Annotated in this window: 17 protein-coding genes; 8 read left to right on the forward strand and 9 right to left on the reverse strand. The window is 62.9% G+C overall.

Features of this window, described 5'->3' with window-relative positions:
- Nucleotides 1-32 precede the first annotated feature (32 nt).
- Nucleotides 33-410: a hypothetical protein gene (locus H0O21_RS01370; protein WP_185190134.1), complete on the forward strand. Its 378-nt coding sequence runs from the start codon at nt 33-35 to the stop codon at nt 408-410.
- A gap of 100 nt (nt 411-510) precedes the next feature.
- Nucleotides 511-882, forward strand: a complete 372-nt coding sequence (locus H0O21_RS01375) for a hypothetical protein (protein WP_185190135.1) — start codon at nt 511-513, stop codon at nt 880-882.
- On the opposite strand, the gene H0O21_RS01380 is transcribed toward H0O21_RS01375, so the two are convergent.
- Nucleotides 861-1,820, reverse strand: a complete 960-nt coding sequence (locus H0O21_RS01380; RefSeq protein WP_185190136.1) for an aspartoacylase — start codon at nt 1,818-1,820, stop codon at nt 861-863. The two genes, H0O21_RS01375 and H0O21_RS01380, sit on opposite strands and share 22 nt — an antisense overlap.
- 55 nt (nt 1,821-1,875) lie before the next feature.
- On the opposite strand from H0O21_RS01380, the gene H0O21_RS01385 reads away from it, so the two are divergent.
- Genes H0O21_RS01385 through H0O21_RS01395 form a run of 3 tightly spaced genes read left to right on the forward strand, consistent with a single transcriptional unit; the run spans nt 1,876 to nt 5,434 of the window.
- A complete protein-coding gene (locus H0O21_RS01385) occupies nt 1,876-2,871 on the forward strand; it encodes a glutathione S-transferase C-terminal domain-containing protein (protein ID WP_185190137.1) in 996 nt (331 codons plus the stop codon).
- Nucleotides 2,868-3,521 (forward strand): DUF2301 domain-containing membrane protein, encoded by a 654-nt coding sequence (locus tag H0O21_RS01390; RefSeq protein ID WP_185190138.1) that lies wholly within the window; start codon nt 2,868-2,870, stop codon nt 3,519-3,521. Before H0O21_RS01385 ends, H0O21_RS01390 begins: the two co-directional genes overlap by 4 nt.
- The gene (locus H0O21_RS01395) at nt 3,518-5,434 is read left to right on the forward strand and encodes an ABC-F family ATP-binding cassette domain-containing protein (RefSeq protein WP_185190139.1); all 1,917 of its coding nucleotides are present in this window, start codon (nt 3,518-3,520) and stop codon (nt 5,432-5,434) included. Before H0O21_RS01390 ends, H0O21_RS01395 begins: the two co-directional genes overlap by 4 nt.
- Here the strand turns inward: H0O21_RS01395 and H0O21_RS01400 are convergent.
- Nucleotides 5,415-5,933 carry a hypothetical protein gene (locus H0O21_RS01400; RefSeq protein ID WP_185190140.1) on the reverse strand — a complete coding sequence of 173 codons (519 nt, stop codon included), beginning with the start codon at nt 5,931-5,933 and terminating at the stop codon, nt 5,415-5,417. The genes H0O21_RS01395 and H0O21_RS01400 overlap by 20 nt on opposite strands.
- Before the next feature lie 161 nt (nt 5,934-6,094).
- Between H0O21_RS01400 and H0O21_RS01405 the strand changes: the two genes are divergently transcribed.
- Nucleotides 6,095-6,313, forward strand: coding sequence for a CP12 domain-containing protein (locus tag H0O21_RS01405; protein WP_131456720.1), 219 nt, complete (start codon nt 6,095-6,097; stop codon nt 6,311-6,313).
- 76 nt (nt 6,314-6,389) lie between these two features.
- Here H0O21_RS01405 and H0O21_RS01410 read toward each other — a convergent pair whose 3' ends face one another.
- Together H0O21_RS01410 and obgE are read right to left on the reverse strand one after the other, a co-directional pair.
- Nucleotides 6,390-6,572, reverse strand: coding sequence for a hypothetical protein (locus H0O21_RS01410; RefSeq protein WP_131595048.1), 183 nt, complete (start codon nt 6,570-6,572; stop codon nt 6,390-6,392).
- Between the two features lie 106 nt (nt 6,573-6,678).
- Nucleotides 6,679-7,671, reverse strand: a complete 993-nt coding sequence (gene obgE, locus H0O21_RS01415; RefSeq protein ID WP_185190141.1) for a GTPase ObgE — start codon at nt 7,669-7,671, stop codon at nt 6,679-6,681.
- A gap of 60 nt (nt 7,672-7,731) precedes the next feature.
- On the opposite strand from obgE, the gene H0O21_RS01420 reads away from it, so the two are divergent.
- Nucleotides 7,732-8,961 carry an ABC transporter ATP-binding protein gene (locus H0O21_RS01420; protein ID WP_185190142.1) on the forward strand — a complete coding sequence of 410 codons (1,230 nt, stop codon included), beginning with the start codon at nt 7,732-7,734 and terminating at the stop codon, nt 8,959-8,961.
- A 16-nt stretch (nt 8,962-8,977) separates the two neighbouring features.
- Here the strand turns inward: H0O21_RS01420 and H0O21_RS01425 are convergent, their stop codons facing one another.
- Genes H0O21_RS01425 through H0O21_RS01445 form a run of 5 tightly spaced genes read right to left on the reverse strand, consistent with a single transcriptional unit; the run spans nt 8,978 to nt 14,142 of the window.
- A complete protein-coding gene (locus tag H0O21_RS01425) occupies nt 8,978-11,386 on the reverse strand; it encodes an endonuclease MutS2 (protein WP_185190143.1) in 2,409 nt (802 codons plus the stop codon).
- Nucleotides 11,387-11,388: 2 nt separating this feature from the next.
- A complete protein-coding gene (locus H0O21_RS01430) occupies nt 11,389-11,790 on the reverse strand; it encodes a VOC family protein (protein ID WP_131456710.1) in 402 nt (133 codons plus the stop codon).
- A gap of 41 nt (nt 11,791-11,831) precedes the next feature.
- A complete protein-coding gene (locus H0O21_RS01435) occupies nt 11,832-12,074 on the reverse strand; it encodes a hypothetical protein (protein ID WP_131456708.1) in 243 nt (80 codons plus the stop codon).
- Nucleotides 12,075-12,113: 39 nt separating this feature from the next.
- Nucleotides 12,114-13,115 carry a porphobilinogen synthase gene (gene hemB / locus H0O21_RS01440; RefSeq protein ID WP_131456706.1) on the reverse strand — a complete coding sequence of 334 codons (1,002 nt, stop codon included), beginning with the start codon at nt 13,113-13,115 and terminating at the stop codon, nt 12,114-12,116.
- A 40-nt stretch (nt 13,116-13,155) separates the two neighbouring features.
- Complete coding sequence (locus H0O21_RS01445; protein ID WP_185190144.1) at nt 13,156-14,142, reverse strand: DnaJ C-terminal domain-containing protein; 987 nt, start codon at nt 14,140-14,142, stop codon at nt 13,156-13,158.
- Nucleotides 14,143-14,274: 132 nt separating this feature from the next.
- Here H0O21_RS01445 and H0O21_RS01450 point away from each other — a divergent pair, with 132 nt between their 5' ends.
- Nucleotides 14,275-14,667: a hypothetical protein gene (locus tag H0O21_RS01450; protein WP_240789363.1), complete on the forward strand. Its 393-nt coding sequence runs from the start codon at nt 14,275-14,277 to the stop codon at nt 14,665-14,667.
- Nucleotides 14,668-14,699 lie beyond the last annotated feature (32 nt).

Raw genomic sequence — 14,699 nt, forward strand, 5'->3', positions numbered from 1 at the left:
GACGATCGCCCTGCCCAAGCATCATCGGGACCATGAACCAGACACGAACGCTCCGCTTCGCTACAGGCCTGCTCCTTGGCCTGGCGGCCCTCAGCCCAGGCGCCCTGCACGCTCAGAGCAGCAGCTCGCTTCCCCTCGCTCAAACCAAGGCCGCGAACCTGGCCCGAATGCGAGCTGAATCTCTCAACGGGGGGCTCTCTCAGTACAGGGCCGCTAGCTGCATGTACGAAACCGGGGCTCCCACATGCCTGATCTCCCGATCCAGCCAGGGTTTTCTGTTCCGCTTCAAGGGGGGGGCACCAGGTTGGCAACAGCAGGTTCCAGCCAATCCCTCAATGGAAACTGAGGTTCTGGTCTCCCGCACCGGAGACAGCATCGTGGCGGTCCCCTACAACGGTCCTCTGCGCTGAATCAAGTCCAAACTGATCCGGATCGGGCGCGCTGTGTTGCAGTGAGTTGACAGCTGAAAGGAGCCGAACAATCAATGAAGGTGAGATCCTCACCTCACCCATGGGTTTCCGTCTCCTCTCAGCCTCACTGGCCTTCAGCGGCGCGTCTTTGCTCAGCCTCACCGCTCCGGTTCAGGCGCAGGCCCCTGTGCCCGCCTCCCAAGTGCGTGCCCTGAACTTGGCACGTAACACCATTGTGAACCAGAACGGTGGTCTGAGCGCTTACCGGCCGCAGCCCTGCATGTTCAACACAGCCGGAGGAGGCGGACAGTGCCTGACTAGCGACAACAGCCAGGGCTACACCTTCCGCTTCCTTGGCGGTAAGCCCGGCTGGCCGGAGAACGGAAGTCAGCCGACCACCGAATCCGAAATCCAGATCGCCCCTGACGGCCGCAGCGTGGTTCAGGTGATTTACAACGGCTCCCCGCGCTGATCGCTCATCAGCAGAGCCCTGAGCGCCCCTGGCCCTGATGGGTCCAGGGGCCACCGTTCCCTGCTGGTGAAGCTGAAGGCGATCGCTTTTTCGGCATAGGCCGCTTCATTGATGAACACCGGCACTAGCCCTTCCGGGCCTCCATGGCGGATCACCTCGCCATCGGCACGTAAGAACAGAGGGTCACCAAGACGCAGCGGGTGCCAATCCCGGCCTTGAAGCTGTGGATGAATGCAGGCATCAGGGCGACCGGCTGGATCGCGGGGAACGTCAATGCTGCCGAGATGTCGATGCACCACCAAATCGGATGGGGTGATCAGTAAGCCGTGAGCAGCTTCATGGGTCACATCGAAGGCCGCCTGGAGTACGAGCCGGGTCTGTTCGACGACGCGGGCAGAGCGAACACCCTGGGGCACAGGGCCGATCTCAACAACCAGTCCGCAGGGCCAGCGCTCCACAAGAAAGCCCTGCTGAGCCTGATCACCCTCATGCAGATACACCGGCAGTCCCAGCCGCTCCTGCAGCGCCGCTGCCAAGGTAAGATCAGCCGGGCGGCGCCCATAGACCACCAGCGAGGCCCCCATCGCAGCCGTCGTGCTGTGCAGATCGAACACCAGGCTGCAGGGCAGAGACCCAGAGCTCCCATAGGCAGCCATGAGCTCCCGGGCCCGGAGGACCTCCAGGGGGACATCCTGCGGGGCTGAGGAGAAAGATTCCGGGACCAGACCCAACCATTCGGGTCGGAAGCTGCGATTGAGGTCACGATCGACATAGCGCCTGGCAAGTCGGCAGGCCTCGGGGTTGCCAAGCACCGTCTCGACCTGCAGCCCCCTGCGATCAAGCAAGTCTGGATGCGTCTCCCATTGCTCGAGCAGCCAGGGACCGTTGATCTCATTGCCGTGGGTGCCCGCGACCACCAACACTCGAGAGGCTGCCATGCACCACCAGCCAGGACCTCCAGCCTGGCGGAGGATGGAATGAAAGGAAAGCGCCATGGCCGTTCCCCCGCTGATCGTTGCCACTGCTCGCGCGGGTTGGCACTGGCAATGGCAACGCCTGATGCAAGGACTCGCCCCAGCCGACGCAGAAGGTCACTACCGCAGGCCCGCGAGCGACCGCCGTGACGTGGTTCTACCCGAGGCCAGCGACCTGCTTGCCCGCAACGACGAGACCCGAGCGCGACTGATCATCGGCCGCAGCTGTCCATGGGCCCATCGCACCTGGCTCATTCATCAACTGCGGCAGCTGCAGCCGAGTCTTGAGCTGGTGATCGCTAAAGCCGATCACCTGAAGGGGCGATGGAGCCTGGAACCGGCCTGGCTGGGCTGCGACAGCCTGCAGGCTCTGTATCAACACTGCGGCTGCAGTCCCAGACACCGGGCCACAGTGCCGGCGCTGATTGATCCATGCCAGTCAGCAACCCATGAACCGGCTCTGCTTGGCAATGACAGCGCCGAACTCAGCCTGGCGCTAGCGCGCTGGCCTGCCCCCCAAGGAGCTCCTGATCTCGCCCCGGAGCCGCTTCTGGAGAGCATCGAAATTTGGCAGCAACGACTGCAGCCAGCGGTCAATGACGGGGTCTATCGCTGTGGATTCGCCCGCAGCCAGCAGGCCTATCAAGACGCCAGTGAGGCTCTCTTCCAGGCCTTGAAAACCGTGGAATCAGCTCTCAAAACTGGAGGGGGTCCCTGGCTCTGCGGCGAGGAGCTGACCCTGGCTGACGTGCGTCTCTTCCCAACACTGATTCGATGGGAAATGGTGTACGCCCCCCTGTTCGGATGCACGGCCCACCCCCTATGGACCCTGCCGGCACTCTGGGAGTGGCGACAACGCTTCTTCAAGCTGCCAGGAGTAGCCGCCACCTGTGATGCCCACGCCTGGCGGCAGGATTACTTCGGAGCCCTCTTCCCGCTCAACCCTGGGGGCATCATTCCAGCCGGCGAGGACTTGAGCAGACTGGTCATGGCCCAGCCCCCCACCTGCCCATGATCTCCTCCACCGCCAACGGTGAACAAACAACGTTCGAGGGGGTCTATGGCAGTTACCAGATCACCGAGCGTGATGCGAAGGAAGTGCAGCGCTATCGCTTCTGTCTCCTGATCTGCGCCATCAGCTTCACGGCAGCCATGGGGCAATGGGCCCTGCTGGGCCCACGCCATGCAGGCCTCTGGCTCGCGCCAATGGCCACCAGTCTGGGACTGGCCCTGAGCTGGATCCATATCTATCTGCGCAGCCTGCATCGAGCTCTACAGATCCTCTGGGGCCTGGGATGCTTTGGGCTTCTGGTTTTGATGTGGCGAAGCGGTTCCGAGCCCATGCTCCAGGTCGCGGCGCAGCAACCACTCTGGATCTGGCTGATCGGTCCTCTGTTCGCCGCCCTCACTGGGGTGGGGTTCAAAGAGTTCTTCTGCTTCCGCCGGCCGGAAGCGATCGGACTCACCCTGCTGCTACCCCTGGGACTACTCGGCCACCTGAGCGGACTGCTCTCAGAGGCGCTCACCGGCACTGTGATGACTCTGGCGGCCCTGCTGATGTTGGTCCTAGCGCTGCGCAAGTTTGGGGGCCCTGTTGCTGCCGATGTGGGGGATAAGAGCGTGTTTGCTTATCTGGAAGCACAACGGATGGCCTCAAGCGCGTGAGTCTGATCAGCCTGGTGGGTGCAGCGAAGGATTTCGGAATCCGCACCCTCTTCGCCGAGCTCACACTGCACGTGGCCGCGGGCGATCGGCTTGGCCTGATCGGACCCAATGGCGCGGGTAAATCGACCCTGCTGAAGGTGCTCGCCGGGATCGAACCACTCGGTGCTGGAGAACGACGCTGCTCGCCACGATTGCGGATCGAACTGGTGGGCCAGGAGAGTGCCGTAGAGCCCGGTCTCACCGTGCTCGAACAGGTGCTGGCTGGCTGCGGAGAAAAAAGGGAGCTCCTGCTGCGCTTCTCCGCGTTAAGCGAGGCTGTGGCTGAAGCACCCGAAGACAGTGCCTTGCTGGCTGAGCTGGGACAGCTCAGCCAACAGATGGATGAGTCGGAAGCATGGGGCCTCGAACAGCAGTGCCAAGAGGTGTTGCAGCGCCTTGGTATCAGTGATCTCCATCGCCCAGTCGAAGACCTATCCGGCGGGTATCGCAAGCGGGTGGGTCTGGCATCGGCCCTGGTGGCCTGCCCGGATGTATTGCTGCTGGATGAGCCCACCAACCATCTAGATGCGGCAGCGGTGGAATGGTTGCAGTCATGGCTCGACCGCTATCCAGGGGCTGTGGTGCTCGTCACCCACGATCGCTATGTGCTGGATCGCGTCACGCGCCGGATGGTGGAGGTGGATCGAGGCGAAGCACGCAGTTACGACGGGAACTACAGCACCTATCTGCAGCGCAAGGCCGAAGAGGATGCCGCAGATGCCGCCTCCGCTGCAAAATTCAAAAGCGTTCTGCGCCGGGAGCTGGCCTGGTTGCGTCAGGGCCCGAAAGCTCGCAGCACCAAACAGAAAGCAAGGCTGCAACGCATCGAGGCGATGCGGGAAGCACCCTCCCGCCAGGCTCGGGCGCAGCTGGACATGGCCAGCATCAGCCGAAGGATCGGCAAGATCGCGATCGAAGCTGAGAACCTGAGGGTCACCGCCGATGGCCATCCCGACGGGCCTGTGCTGCTGGATGACTTCAGCTACAGCTTTAGCCCTGAGGACAGGGTCGGCATCATCGGCCCCAACGGAAGCGGTAAATCGAGCCTGCTGGACCTGATCGCCGGGCGCCGCGAACCCACCAGCGGCAGCCTGCGGCTCGGCGACACCGTGCACCTCGGCTATCTCGACCAACACACCGACGCCCTCACCAGCGGACGTGGACTGGAGCGGAAGGTGATCGAATTCGTGGAAGAAGCTGCTTCGCGTATCGACCTGGGGGGCGAACAACTCAGTGCATCTCAGTTACTTGAACGCTTTCTGTTTCCTCCCGCCCAACAGCACAGCCCCATCAGCAAGCTCTCCGGAGGTGAGCGGCGGCGCCTGACCCTCTGCAGGCTGTTGATCCAAGCCCCCAATGTGCTGCTTCTTGATGAACCAACCAATGATCTCGATGTGCAAACGCTGAGCGTCCTCGAGGATCTCCTAGAGGACTTCCAGGGCTGCGTCGTAGTGGTCTCCCACGACCGCTATTTCCTCGACCGCACAGTGGATCGCCTGTTCTGCTTCGAGAACGGGCGCCTGCAGCGTTTTGAGGGAAACTACAGCGCCTTTCTCGATCAACGTCGGCAAGACGAGCGGTCAAGCGCAGGACAGCGCCAAACCAAGGACACCACCTCCAGCCTGCGGCAGGAGAGCCAGACCAGCGATCCAGCGCCGACTCCTCGACGGCGCAGTTTCAAGGAATCTCGAGAGCTTGAAGCTCTCGACCGGGAGCTCCCAGCTCTCGAAGCACGCAAAAGCGAATTGGAAGCCGCGCTGAGTAGCGGGACTGGAGAAGACCTCACCCGCCTGAGCGAGGAGCTGGCCGCATTGATCCAGAAGCTGGAGTCAGCCGAGGAGCGCTGGCTGGAACTCAGCGAACTGGCTTCATAAAAGAAGCTGTCTGCAACAGAGGTGAACCGCTGCGCTTGCGCCGTCTGCGCTTGGGATGAGCCAGATCCTGGGAGCGAGATGGTGCGGGCCATTCACAGCAGAGAACAACCTGCGCCTGGCTCTGGCCCGACACGGCCCAGGGGGCCGGGAGAACCCGCGCACCGGCAGCCTCAGCCAGCTTCATCGCCGTAGGCCTGTAGTCATCGAGAGAGCGATGCAGGGCCATCTGATCACCCATCCGTCTCAGGTAAAGGTCGTGGGACCAGATCACCTGATTGTGTTCAAAGGCTTCACAGGCCTGCACGAGCGAGGCAAATCGCTGACTGACAAGCCCAGAAGGAGCGCATTGCTTCCATTCCAGGATTTCCTGAAACGTCAGTCCTGATCGCCATTGCCTCTGCTCCGAGAGATAGCAGAAGGCCTCAGGCCCATTGATCCAGAACATCCGCCCCTCCTCATCCATGAAGTGGCGGCCTTGACGATGCCTGATCCGAACCATGTGCCCCCTTGCTCCCTACTGAGCTGGTAGCGCCAATGAGCGATCCCTGACAAGCATCCTGTTACGGAAAGGCAGTGGCACCCTTCCCCCGTAGCGCCATCGTGGATCAGCCGTATGGTGTGCCCGTTGCCTGTGAGCGGCACCCAAAGACCGCAGATTCCATGAAATCCATCGACGAGCACATCCAAAAAGATCAATCGGAGATCGAGGCTGCCCGTGCCGAGGGGAACGAGGCCAAAGTGCGTCACCTGGAAGGTGAGCTCAAGGAGCTCAAGGACTACAAGGAACACCATCCCGGTGATAACCACGACCCCACATCCCTTGAGATGTATTGCGACGCCAACCCCGACGCACCCGAGTGCCGGGTTTACGACGACTGATCAGAGCGTCAGTCCCTACTGAGGAATGATCGATGGCCTGCAGGATGCTGTCCTGCAGGGCATTTCTTTGGCGTTTTCAGACTTCCTCGTCGTATTCGGCTGGGCTACCGGTGAGAGAGCAGACCACAGCTTCTTCGGCCTTCATCTCGCGCACTTCGGCGATCGGACGGCCCATGCCCTGCAGGACGGCGATCTCCTCACGGGTCTGACAGCGGGCAATCACCCCACCTTCGGCATCGAAACAGGTGAAGAAGGTCATGAATCGAAAACGAGCTGCCCCCGTTATCGCCATGGATCCAAGGGGCCACAAGCATTGATGTCGGCGTGAACACCAGCACCAGGTTTCCGCCAAACAACCAGCTGTCTTAAATGCCCAGCTCTCGCCAGACCAGATCCAGGAGTTGATCCAGCCCCTGGCCCATGGCCGCCGAAATCAAGTGCACTGGTCGACCGCTTTCACGTTGCAGCCGTTCCACCTGTTCAGCACGGGCCGCCTCATCATTCAGCAATTCCTGCTTGTTCAGCACCAGGATTCGTGGGCGATCCACGAGAGCGTGGCCATAGGCCTCCAGCTCCTTCTCCACCACGCGAAGGTCGCTGACTGGATCCTCTGAGCCCCCATCCACCAAATGGATCAGCAGCCGGGTGCGTTCGATGTGTCTTAGAAAATCATGGCCCAGCCCTGCTCCCTGGGCAGCACCAGCGATCAACCCGGGGATGTCGGCAAACACGGTGCCATCCCCTGTCGGACGTCGGACGACGCCAAGGTTGGGCACCAGAGTTGTGAATGGGTAATCGGCGATCTTGGGGCGAGCCGCTGAGAGCACGCTGATCAAAGTGCTCTTGCCTGCATTGGGCAATCCAATGATCCCCACCTCGGCCAACAGCTTCAGCTCCAGCTGCAGGGGCCATTCCTCCCCATCGCGACCTTCAGTGCATTTCTCCGGCGCCCTGTTTCGGTTGCTGAGGTAGTGGGCGTTTCCAAGGCCTCCGCGGCCACCAAAAGCCACCACCAATTGCTCGCCAGCCGTCGTGAGATCCCCCAGCAAGATGCCTGTGGTGAGGTGGCGAACCTCCGTACCGCATGGCACACGGATCACCAGGTCAATGCCAGAGGCACCGGTGCAGCGATTCGGACCGCCCCGCCGCCCATCCACCGCCGGGAAGAGGCGCTTGTATTTGAAATCGAGCAGGGTCTGGAGGTTGGCGTCTGCCTCGAGCACAACATTGCCGCCATTCCCCCCATCACCCCCTGAGGGGCCACCGGCCGGCACATATTTTTCGCGTCTGAAAGCGACGATCCCATCGCCGCCGCGGCCGCCCCGCACGGTGATGCGCGCCTGATCGATGAACTGCACAGCAACCCTCAGGCCTGGCCAACCATCAACCCTAGGATCGCGTCGAACGGGAGCACAGCGGTGGCCGGGGTTCGCTTCGAGGCGCTCAGCAAAACCTATCCCGGTCGGGGCGGTGGCGCTGGGGTGGAGGTGATCCGCCAACTGGATCTCAGCATCGACGATGGCGAGTTCCTCGTGCTGGTGGGCCCCTCCGGTTGCGGCAAAAGCACCTTGCTCCGGCTGCTGGCAGGGCTCGACACCCCCAGCTCAGGCGAAATCCTCGTGGGGGATCGACCGGTCAGTCAGCTAAGGCCCTCCCAGCGGGACGTGGCCATGGTGTTTCAGAGCTATGCCCTCTATCCGCACCTGAGTGTGCGCGACAACCTGGGGTTCGGTCTCCGGCGCAGTCGCTCACGCACGCCTGTGCAACGGATCCAGGATCAGCTGCACAGGCAGACGCGGCAGCTTCCAGGCATCCTTCAGGTTCCTTCCATGCGGGAGCAACGCATTGAGGAGCGCACCCAGGAGGTGGCACGCGCCCTCGAGCTCGATCAGCTGCTCGATCGCCGGCCCAAGGAACTCTCAGGTGGTCAGAAACAACGGGTGGCGCTTGGTCGCGCCATGGCCCGCCAACCAGCGGTGTTTTTGATGGATGAACCGCTGAGCAATCTCGATGCCAAGCTGCGCACCAGCACCCGTGCCCGGATTGTTGATCTACAGCGCCAGCTGGGCACAACCACCCTTTACGTGACCCACGATCAAGTGGAGGCCATGACCATGGGGCACCGAATCGCGGTGCTGAATCAAGGCAGGCTGCAGCAACTGGGCACGCCGATGGAGCTCTACCGCTGGCCCTCGAACCTGTTCGTGGCTCAGTTCATCGGTAGTCCGCCGATGAACGTGCTGCCGGTCCGTGTGGGTGCCGGCCACTGCCTTCTCTTGGAGGAGCGCCGGCTCAACGTGGAAGGTCCACTCGCTGCTGCCATGCCCGCGCTGGAAGGCCAGCCGCTCACCGCTGGCATCCGACCGGAACAGTTGAACGTGGCTCCCGCCACCAACCGCAACTTGCCTGCGGAGGTCAGTCACTGCGAGGTCCTGGGGAACGAGCAGCTGATCACCTGCAGGCTGCTTGAGGGCAATCACCTGGTGCAGGTGCGAGCTGAACCGGATCTCAGCCTGACCAGCGGCAGCCGGATCCACCTCGATGCGGATCCGGCGGGTTGGCGACTGTTCGACCAGGCTGGAGAAGCGATCCCGCTGCCTGAGGAGCCTGCCGCTCCAGGCCCGGAGCCAGTGCTTCCAACGCTTTAGGCGATCGCGAACGGATTCATCGAGGCCAAATCACACTGCAACCAGCTCCACCGTCTCCCTGATCCGCATCCACCACTCGCTCCACGTAAGGAACCGTCGACAACCAGTCGCGCAGTCCACGTTTAAGGCGCCCGGTGCCAACGCCATGAATCACCCAGACCGGACCACTGGCCGTGCGCAGGATCTCCTCCACGGCAGCCTCAGCCTCATGCACACGCATGCCACGCACATCCACGGTGTTGCGTGAGGTGCGCACCTGAGCACCGGAGCCATTCACCCGCGCCTTGACCTTCACCACCGGTTCAGGTGCTGCGGCGCGACGACCATCCAGGCTCTCTACCGCTGTCAGCTCCACGCTGCTACGCATCACTCCGCAACGAACCTGCAGCTGAAGGCCATCCTCTGAGATCGACAGCACCTCTGCTGCCTTGCCGAGTGCGAGCAGTCGGATCCGTTCGCCAACCGCAGGCCGCCAGTCTGTGAGCTGTCGGCGCTGGGGCCGGGGCTGATGATCTGACTCCAGACGCCTGAGCCGTTGGCCGGCCTGCCGAGCCGTTTCGCCATCGGCCTTCTCATCCCGCAGGCGCCGGATCAGACGACGAACCTCCTTCTGGCCTGAGCGAATCGAGGCCTCGAGGTGCTGCCTCCCCTGTTCCTGCCGCTCTGAGGATTCACGCCGCTGGCGCTCCCAGCGACCCAGCAGCTCCTCATGCAGAAGTTCCGTGCGGGCCAGGAGAGCAGCGGCATCCTCAGCAGCCGCCTGCTGGCGTTGACGCTGTTCCTCAAGACCGCGGATCACAGCGTTCACATCCCCCTCCGCCTGGGGGGCCAGCAACTCCCGAGCCTGCTCGATCACCCCAGAATCCAGGCCCAGACGCGTGGCAATCGCCAGAGCGTTGCTGCGACCTGGAATACCCCAGAGCAAGCGATAGGTCGGAGACAGCGTGTCGCTGTCGAAAGCAACGGAGGCGTTCTCGAAACGAGCATCGGCGTACTTGAGGGCCTTCAGTTCCCCAAAGTGGGTGGTTGCCACGGTGAGGCGGGCTCGGTCCGCGAGGGTGCGCAACAGGGCCGTCGCCAGGGCCGTGCCTTCACTGGGGTCCGTGCCTGCTCCGACTTCATCGAGCAGCACGAGAGCTGGGGCGGGGCCGGCCGCCAAAGCGGCGAGGATGCGCCCGATGCGTCTCACATGGCCGCTGAACGTCGACAGGCTCTGCTGCAACGACTGCTCGTCACCGATGTCAGCCAGCACCTGAGCACACCAGGGAAGGGATGGCGTTCCCGTGCAGGGCAACCAGAGACCAGCACGGGCCATCAAAGCGGCCAGGCCGATGCTTTTGAGAGTGACGGTCTTGCCGCCGGTGTTGGGTCCGGTGATCGCGACCACCCGCAGACTGCTGGAGACCTCCACGCTGATCGGTACCACTGGGGCCCCCTGATCCCTGCGCTCCTGCCAGACGAGCAGTGGATGGCGCAGGTTTTGGAGCACAAACGGAGCGTCAGGATCGGGCTCCAACCGAGGAGGTACGGCACCAAGCCACTGGCCATACCGCGCCCTGGCCAGGGCCAGATCCAGCTGAAGCAGCACGGTCCCGAGTCGCTGGAGGGGCTCACCCTGCTCACCCACAGCAGCACTCAACTCCGCCAGCACCCGCTGTTCCTCCTCCCGGATCCGCCCCTCGAGATCGGCCAAACGGTTGCCCAGGTCCACCACCGTTCGCGGCTCCACGAACACCGTGCTGCCAGAGGCGGAGCTGTCATGCACCATGCCGGGGCAATGGGCCGCGGCACCGGCCTTCACCGCGAGCACGGGACGGCCATGGCGCTCAGCAATCACCGTGTCCTGCAACTGCGAAGCCCAGCGGCGGATGACCTCCTGCAGGCGATCACGACGCTCCTGGCGCAGCTGCTGCCACTGCCGTCGTAACCCGGACAGCGCCGCACTGGCACGATCCGCCACCCTGCCGCCCTCCTCCAACGCGAATTTCAGCCGCTGCTCCAACTCTGGGAGGGTGGCCACATCCTCAAGCAGGGCTGTACAGACAGGTCGAAGCTCAGGGTCATCGATCTGCCGCCGCAGGCGACGGCCAGCGGCCAAGGTGTCAGCCACCTCCAGCAGCTCCTCGCCATCGGCGCCCCCCCCTTTGCAGCAGCGCAGAACAACCGGCTCGAGGTCGTGAACCCCCTGAAAACTGAGCCCCCCGTCAATCACACCATCGAGCCCCCCCATCTCGGTGCTGCGGGCCAGCAAGACGCGACTGCCATCGAGATCAGCGGGGAAGAGATCACCCTGGCAGTGCCGACGGCCCACAACCGTGCTGGCGAAATGAGCGAGATGACTGCAGAGGCGCGGCCACTCCAGTAGCTCGAGCGCCTCCTCCAGCACGCCGGATGACGTCGCCATTGCGCGGTGTTGCTCAGCCATCGTCAGGAGGGCTCAGCGGCAACCTCAGGCTGATTCGAAGGAATTCCCTCCGGGGGCTCATAAAGCATTTCGAGCCAGTTGCCCTCGGGGTCGCGCAGATAGAAGGAAGCAGTGCCATCGCGATGGTCATGCACACCACCGACTGCCACCCCATCCTTCTTGAGCCGGGCATGCACGGCATCAACAGCGGCACGGTCCTTGAAGTGAAAGGCGAAGTGGGGGCCGGCGGCCTTGTAATTGGGTCCGAGCAAGGCAAGACCATCGCGGCCCTCGCCCGCTTCCAGGTAGCACCAGTCCTCAGCCCGCCAGACGAGTCGCATGCCGAGATCCGTATAAAAGGCAATCGCCCGGGTCATGTCCTGCACGCGAATGGCGACATGACCGAGACGATGGACGGGAACCATGGCGGAAGGGGCAGGCGAAAGGAGCTCAGGCTGATCTGAACCTACCGGCGCGGCTCCAGGGATGCGGGCTCAGGCTTTGGATCATGGGCGAAGGAGATCCCCCAGGAGGTACGGCAAACACAGCCGATGGAAAAGCAGATCAGGCCGCTCCCGAGCAGCGCCAACCCGTCACCCCGATCACGGCGATCGCCACTGAGCAGAAGATGGGCGGCAATGATCAGGGCAATGGCGGAGGCCACGAAGGGCAGCGGACTCCAGAAACGCAGAGGTCGGGCGGCAACCATGGTCGAAGTGGAACCTGTTCCCTGCTTAGCCCTGATCGATCAGTCCTGCTGCAGCCAAGCGGCGGCATCACAGGCGTGATAAGTGAGGATCAGATCGGCACCGGCACGCTTGAAGCTGAGAAGGGTTTCGAGCACCACAGCCCGCTCATCGATCCAGCCGCGCTCAGCGGCCGCCTTCACCATTGAGTATTCGCCGCTGACGTTGTAGGCGGCAATCGGCAGCTCCGATTCCTTCCGAAGCCGGTGAATGATGTCGAGGTACGCCAACCCGGGCTTCACCATCATGATGTCGGCCCCTTCCTGCTCATCAAGCTGAGCCTCAGTGATCGCCTCCCGGGCATTGGCCGGGTCCATCTGATAGGTGTCCTTGTTGGTGGGAATCGGCTTGCTACCGGCAGGGCGTGGGGCGGAATCGAGTGCCTCACGGAACGGGCCGTAGTAGGCCGATGAGTACTTGGCTGTGTAGCTGATGATGCCAACGTGTTCGAAACCGGCGTCATCGAGCGCTTCCCGGATGGCTCCGACGCGGCCATCCATCATGTCGCTGGGGCCAATCAGATCGGCTCCCGCCTCAGCCTGCACCACCGCCTGCTTACAGAGCTGTTCGATCGTTTCGTCATTCAGCACGACCCCCTCAGCACTGACGATCCCGTCATGGCCGTCGCATGAATAGGGATCAAGCGCGACATCGGTCATGATTGCCATCTCTGGCAACTCCTGCTTGAGCTGACGGATGGCACGGGGAATCAGGCCGTGCTCGTTGAAGCTCTCGGAGCCATCTTCACTTTTCAGCCCTTCCGCCACCTTCGGGAACAGCACCACACAGCGGATTCCCAGATCCCAGGCGCGCTTCACTTCACCGGTGAGCTGCTCGAGGCTCCAGCGAAACGCCCCTGGCATCGCCCCGATCGCCTCCACCTCGGTGCCTTCATGCACAAACAACGGATAGATGAAATCCGAAGCCTGAAGACTGTTTTCGCGCACCATGGCCCTCAGAGCCGGGGTGCGGCGCAGTCGTCGGGGGCGATAGGGAAGATCCATCAGGCGAGGCTGGATTGGGGTTGAAATCGTAGGACCTGCCTCAGAGGCGAGCCGACTGAAGCCAGTCGCGACGGGGATCCTGTGCACGTGCCTCGCGCCACTGCTCGAACAGCCGCTTCTCCTGCTCCGACCAGGCATCCGGCCACTGGAGCGTGAGGGTGAGCAGCAGATCACCGCGACCGGACTTCTGGGGCCAACCCTTGCCTTTCAGGCGAAGGCTGCGGCCAGGGGCTGTTCCCGCAGGAATGGCCACATCGGCTTCGCCGTCAGGGGTCATCACGGTGACGCTGCCACCCAGGGCGAGTTCATCGACAGCAACGGGCAGATCCGCGCGCAGCTGATCACCATCGAGGCGCCACACGGGATGGGCCTGCACCTCAAGATTCAGATAGAGATCGCCGCGACGCCCCGTACCCGGCTGCAGGTTGCCTTTGCCCTTGAGGCGGAGCCTGGAGCCATTTTTCACCCCAGCAGGGATTCGCACCTGCACCCGTTCATCATTGACGGAGAGAGTGCGCTCTCCACCGCGGAAGGCTTCGGAGAAGCTGACCTTGACGGTGGCTTCTGCATCGAGGTTCACGGGCTGTCGCTGTGCGCCCCTGGGGAAACCACCTCCTGCGAAACCACCTCCAGGAAAACCGCCTCCTGGGAAACCGGAAGCACCCGCGAAGCCAGCACCACCCCCACCCCCGAACCGCCCCAGCAGATCGTTGATGAAATCATCGAAATTTCCGTAGCGGCCGAAATCCACATCAAAGCCGGCTCCAGCTGGGCCACTGCCCATGCCGCCAGCCTGATTCCAGTACTGGCCGAACTGTTCATAGCGCCGGCGCTTCTCCGGATCGGACAGCACTTCGTAGGCCTCGCTCACCTCTTTGAACTTGGCCTCGGCTGTCTGATCGCCGGGATTCACATCCGGGTGGTACTGCCGGGCCAGCTTCCGGAAGGCGCGTTTGATCGCATCGGCATCAGCACCGCGGTCGACCCCGAGCACTTTGAAGTAATCGCGGTAACCACTGCCGGCCATAACGGATGCGATGGCCTAGGGCCCCACTGAGATCCATCGTCTCAGCAATGTCCTTCCCCGGCCCAGGCCATGAATGGAGGGAAGCCCGAACGACGATGGCCTCTTTACGATTGACTCGTTCTCTCGGGGCCCATGCATTCCATGTCCCGCCGGGGCCTGCGTCGGCTGTTCATCGCAGCCACCCCCCTGCTGCTCGCGCCCCTTGGGGCCACGGCCCAACCCGCCGGCCCTGATCCACTGGCCCTGGCGGACCACCTCAAGCAAGTGAACGTCTTGTATTACGGATCCTGGCGCTGTCCGGCCTGTCAGTTCCAGACGGGCCTTTTCGGTGAAGTCGGGGCCCAGCGTCTTCCCTACGTGGAATGCGCCAAACCCGAAGAACTGCCTCAACAAGCGGCCGCCTGCCAGGCAGCCGAGATTCGCGCTTATCCCACCTGGATCCTGCCCAATGGCGAAAGGCGCGTGGGCGTGCAAAGCCTGGAGGAGCTTCAGGTCTGGTCAGGGATGACAACAGGCCGCCCCTGAATGGGCCCGATTCGATAACGAAAGGCTGGCGA

Origin of the sequence: Synechococcus sp. HK01-R, from assembly GCF_014217855.1 — a bacterium.
In the GTDB taxonomy this organism is placed as follows: Bacteria; Cyanobacteriota; Cyanobacteriia; order PCC-6307; family Cyanobiaceae; genus Synechococcus_C.

Bases quoted from the DNA above. Each gene is read 5' to 3' on its own strand.
- H0O21_RS01370 (WP_185190134.1), top strand. From the start codon at position 33: ATGAACCAGACACGAACGCTCCGCTTCGCTACAGGCCTGCTCCTTGGC.
- H0O21_RS01375 (WP_185190135.1), top strand. From the start codon at position 511: ATGGGTTTCCGTCTCCTCTCAGCCTCACTGGCCTTCAGCGGCGCGTCT.
- H0O21_RS01380 (WP_185190136.1), bottom strand. From the start codon at position 1,820: ATGGCAGCCTCTCGAGTGTTGGTGGTCGCGGGCACCCACGGCAATGAG.
- H0O21_RS01385 (WP_185190137.1), top strand. From the start codon at position 1,876: ATGGCCGTTCCCCCGCTGATCGTTGCCACTGCTCGCGCGGGTTGGCAC.
- H0O21_RS01390 (WP_185190138.1), top strand. From the start codon at position 2,868: ATGATCTCCTCCACCGCCAACGGTGAACAAACAACGTTCGAGGGGGTC.
- H0O21_RS01400 (WP_185190140.1), bottom strand. From the start codon at position 5,933: ATGGTTCGGATCAGGCATCGTCAAGGCCGCCACTTCATGGATGAGGAG.
- H0O21_RS01405 (WP_131456720.1), top strand. From the start codon at position 6,095: ATGAAATCCATCGACGAGCACATCCAAAAAGATCAATCGGAGATCGAG.
- H0O21_RS01410 (WP_131595048.1), bottom strand. From the start codon at position 6,572: ATGACCTTCTTCACCTGTTTCGATGCCGAAGGTGGGGTGATTGCCCGC.
- H0O21_RS01425 (WP_185190143.1), bottom strand. From the start codon at position 11,386: ATGGCTGAGCAACACCGCGCAATGGCGACGTCATCCGGCGTGCTGGAG.
- H0O21_RS01430 (WP_131456710.1), bottom strand. From the start codon at position 11,790: ATGGTTCCCGTCCATCGTCTCGGTCATGTCGCCATTCGCGTGCAGGAC.
- H0O21_RS01435 (WP_131456708.1), bottom strand. From the start codon at position 12,074: ATGGTTGCCGCCCGACCTCTGCGTTTCTGGAGTCCGCTGCCCTTCGTG.
- hemB (WP_131456706.1), bottom strand. From the start codon at position 13,115: ATGGATCTTCCCTATCGCCCCCGACGACTGCGCCGCACCCCGGCTCTG.
- H0O21_RS01445 (WP_185190144.1), bottom strand. From the start codon at position 14,142: ATGGCCGGCAGTGGTTACCGCGATTACTTCAAAGTGCTCGGGGTCGAC.
- H0O21_RS01450 (WP_240789363.1), top strand. From the start codon at position 14,275: ATGCATTCCATGTCCCGCCGGGGCCTGCGTCGGCTGTTCATCGCAGCC.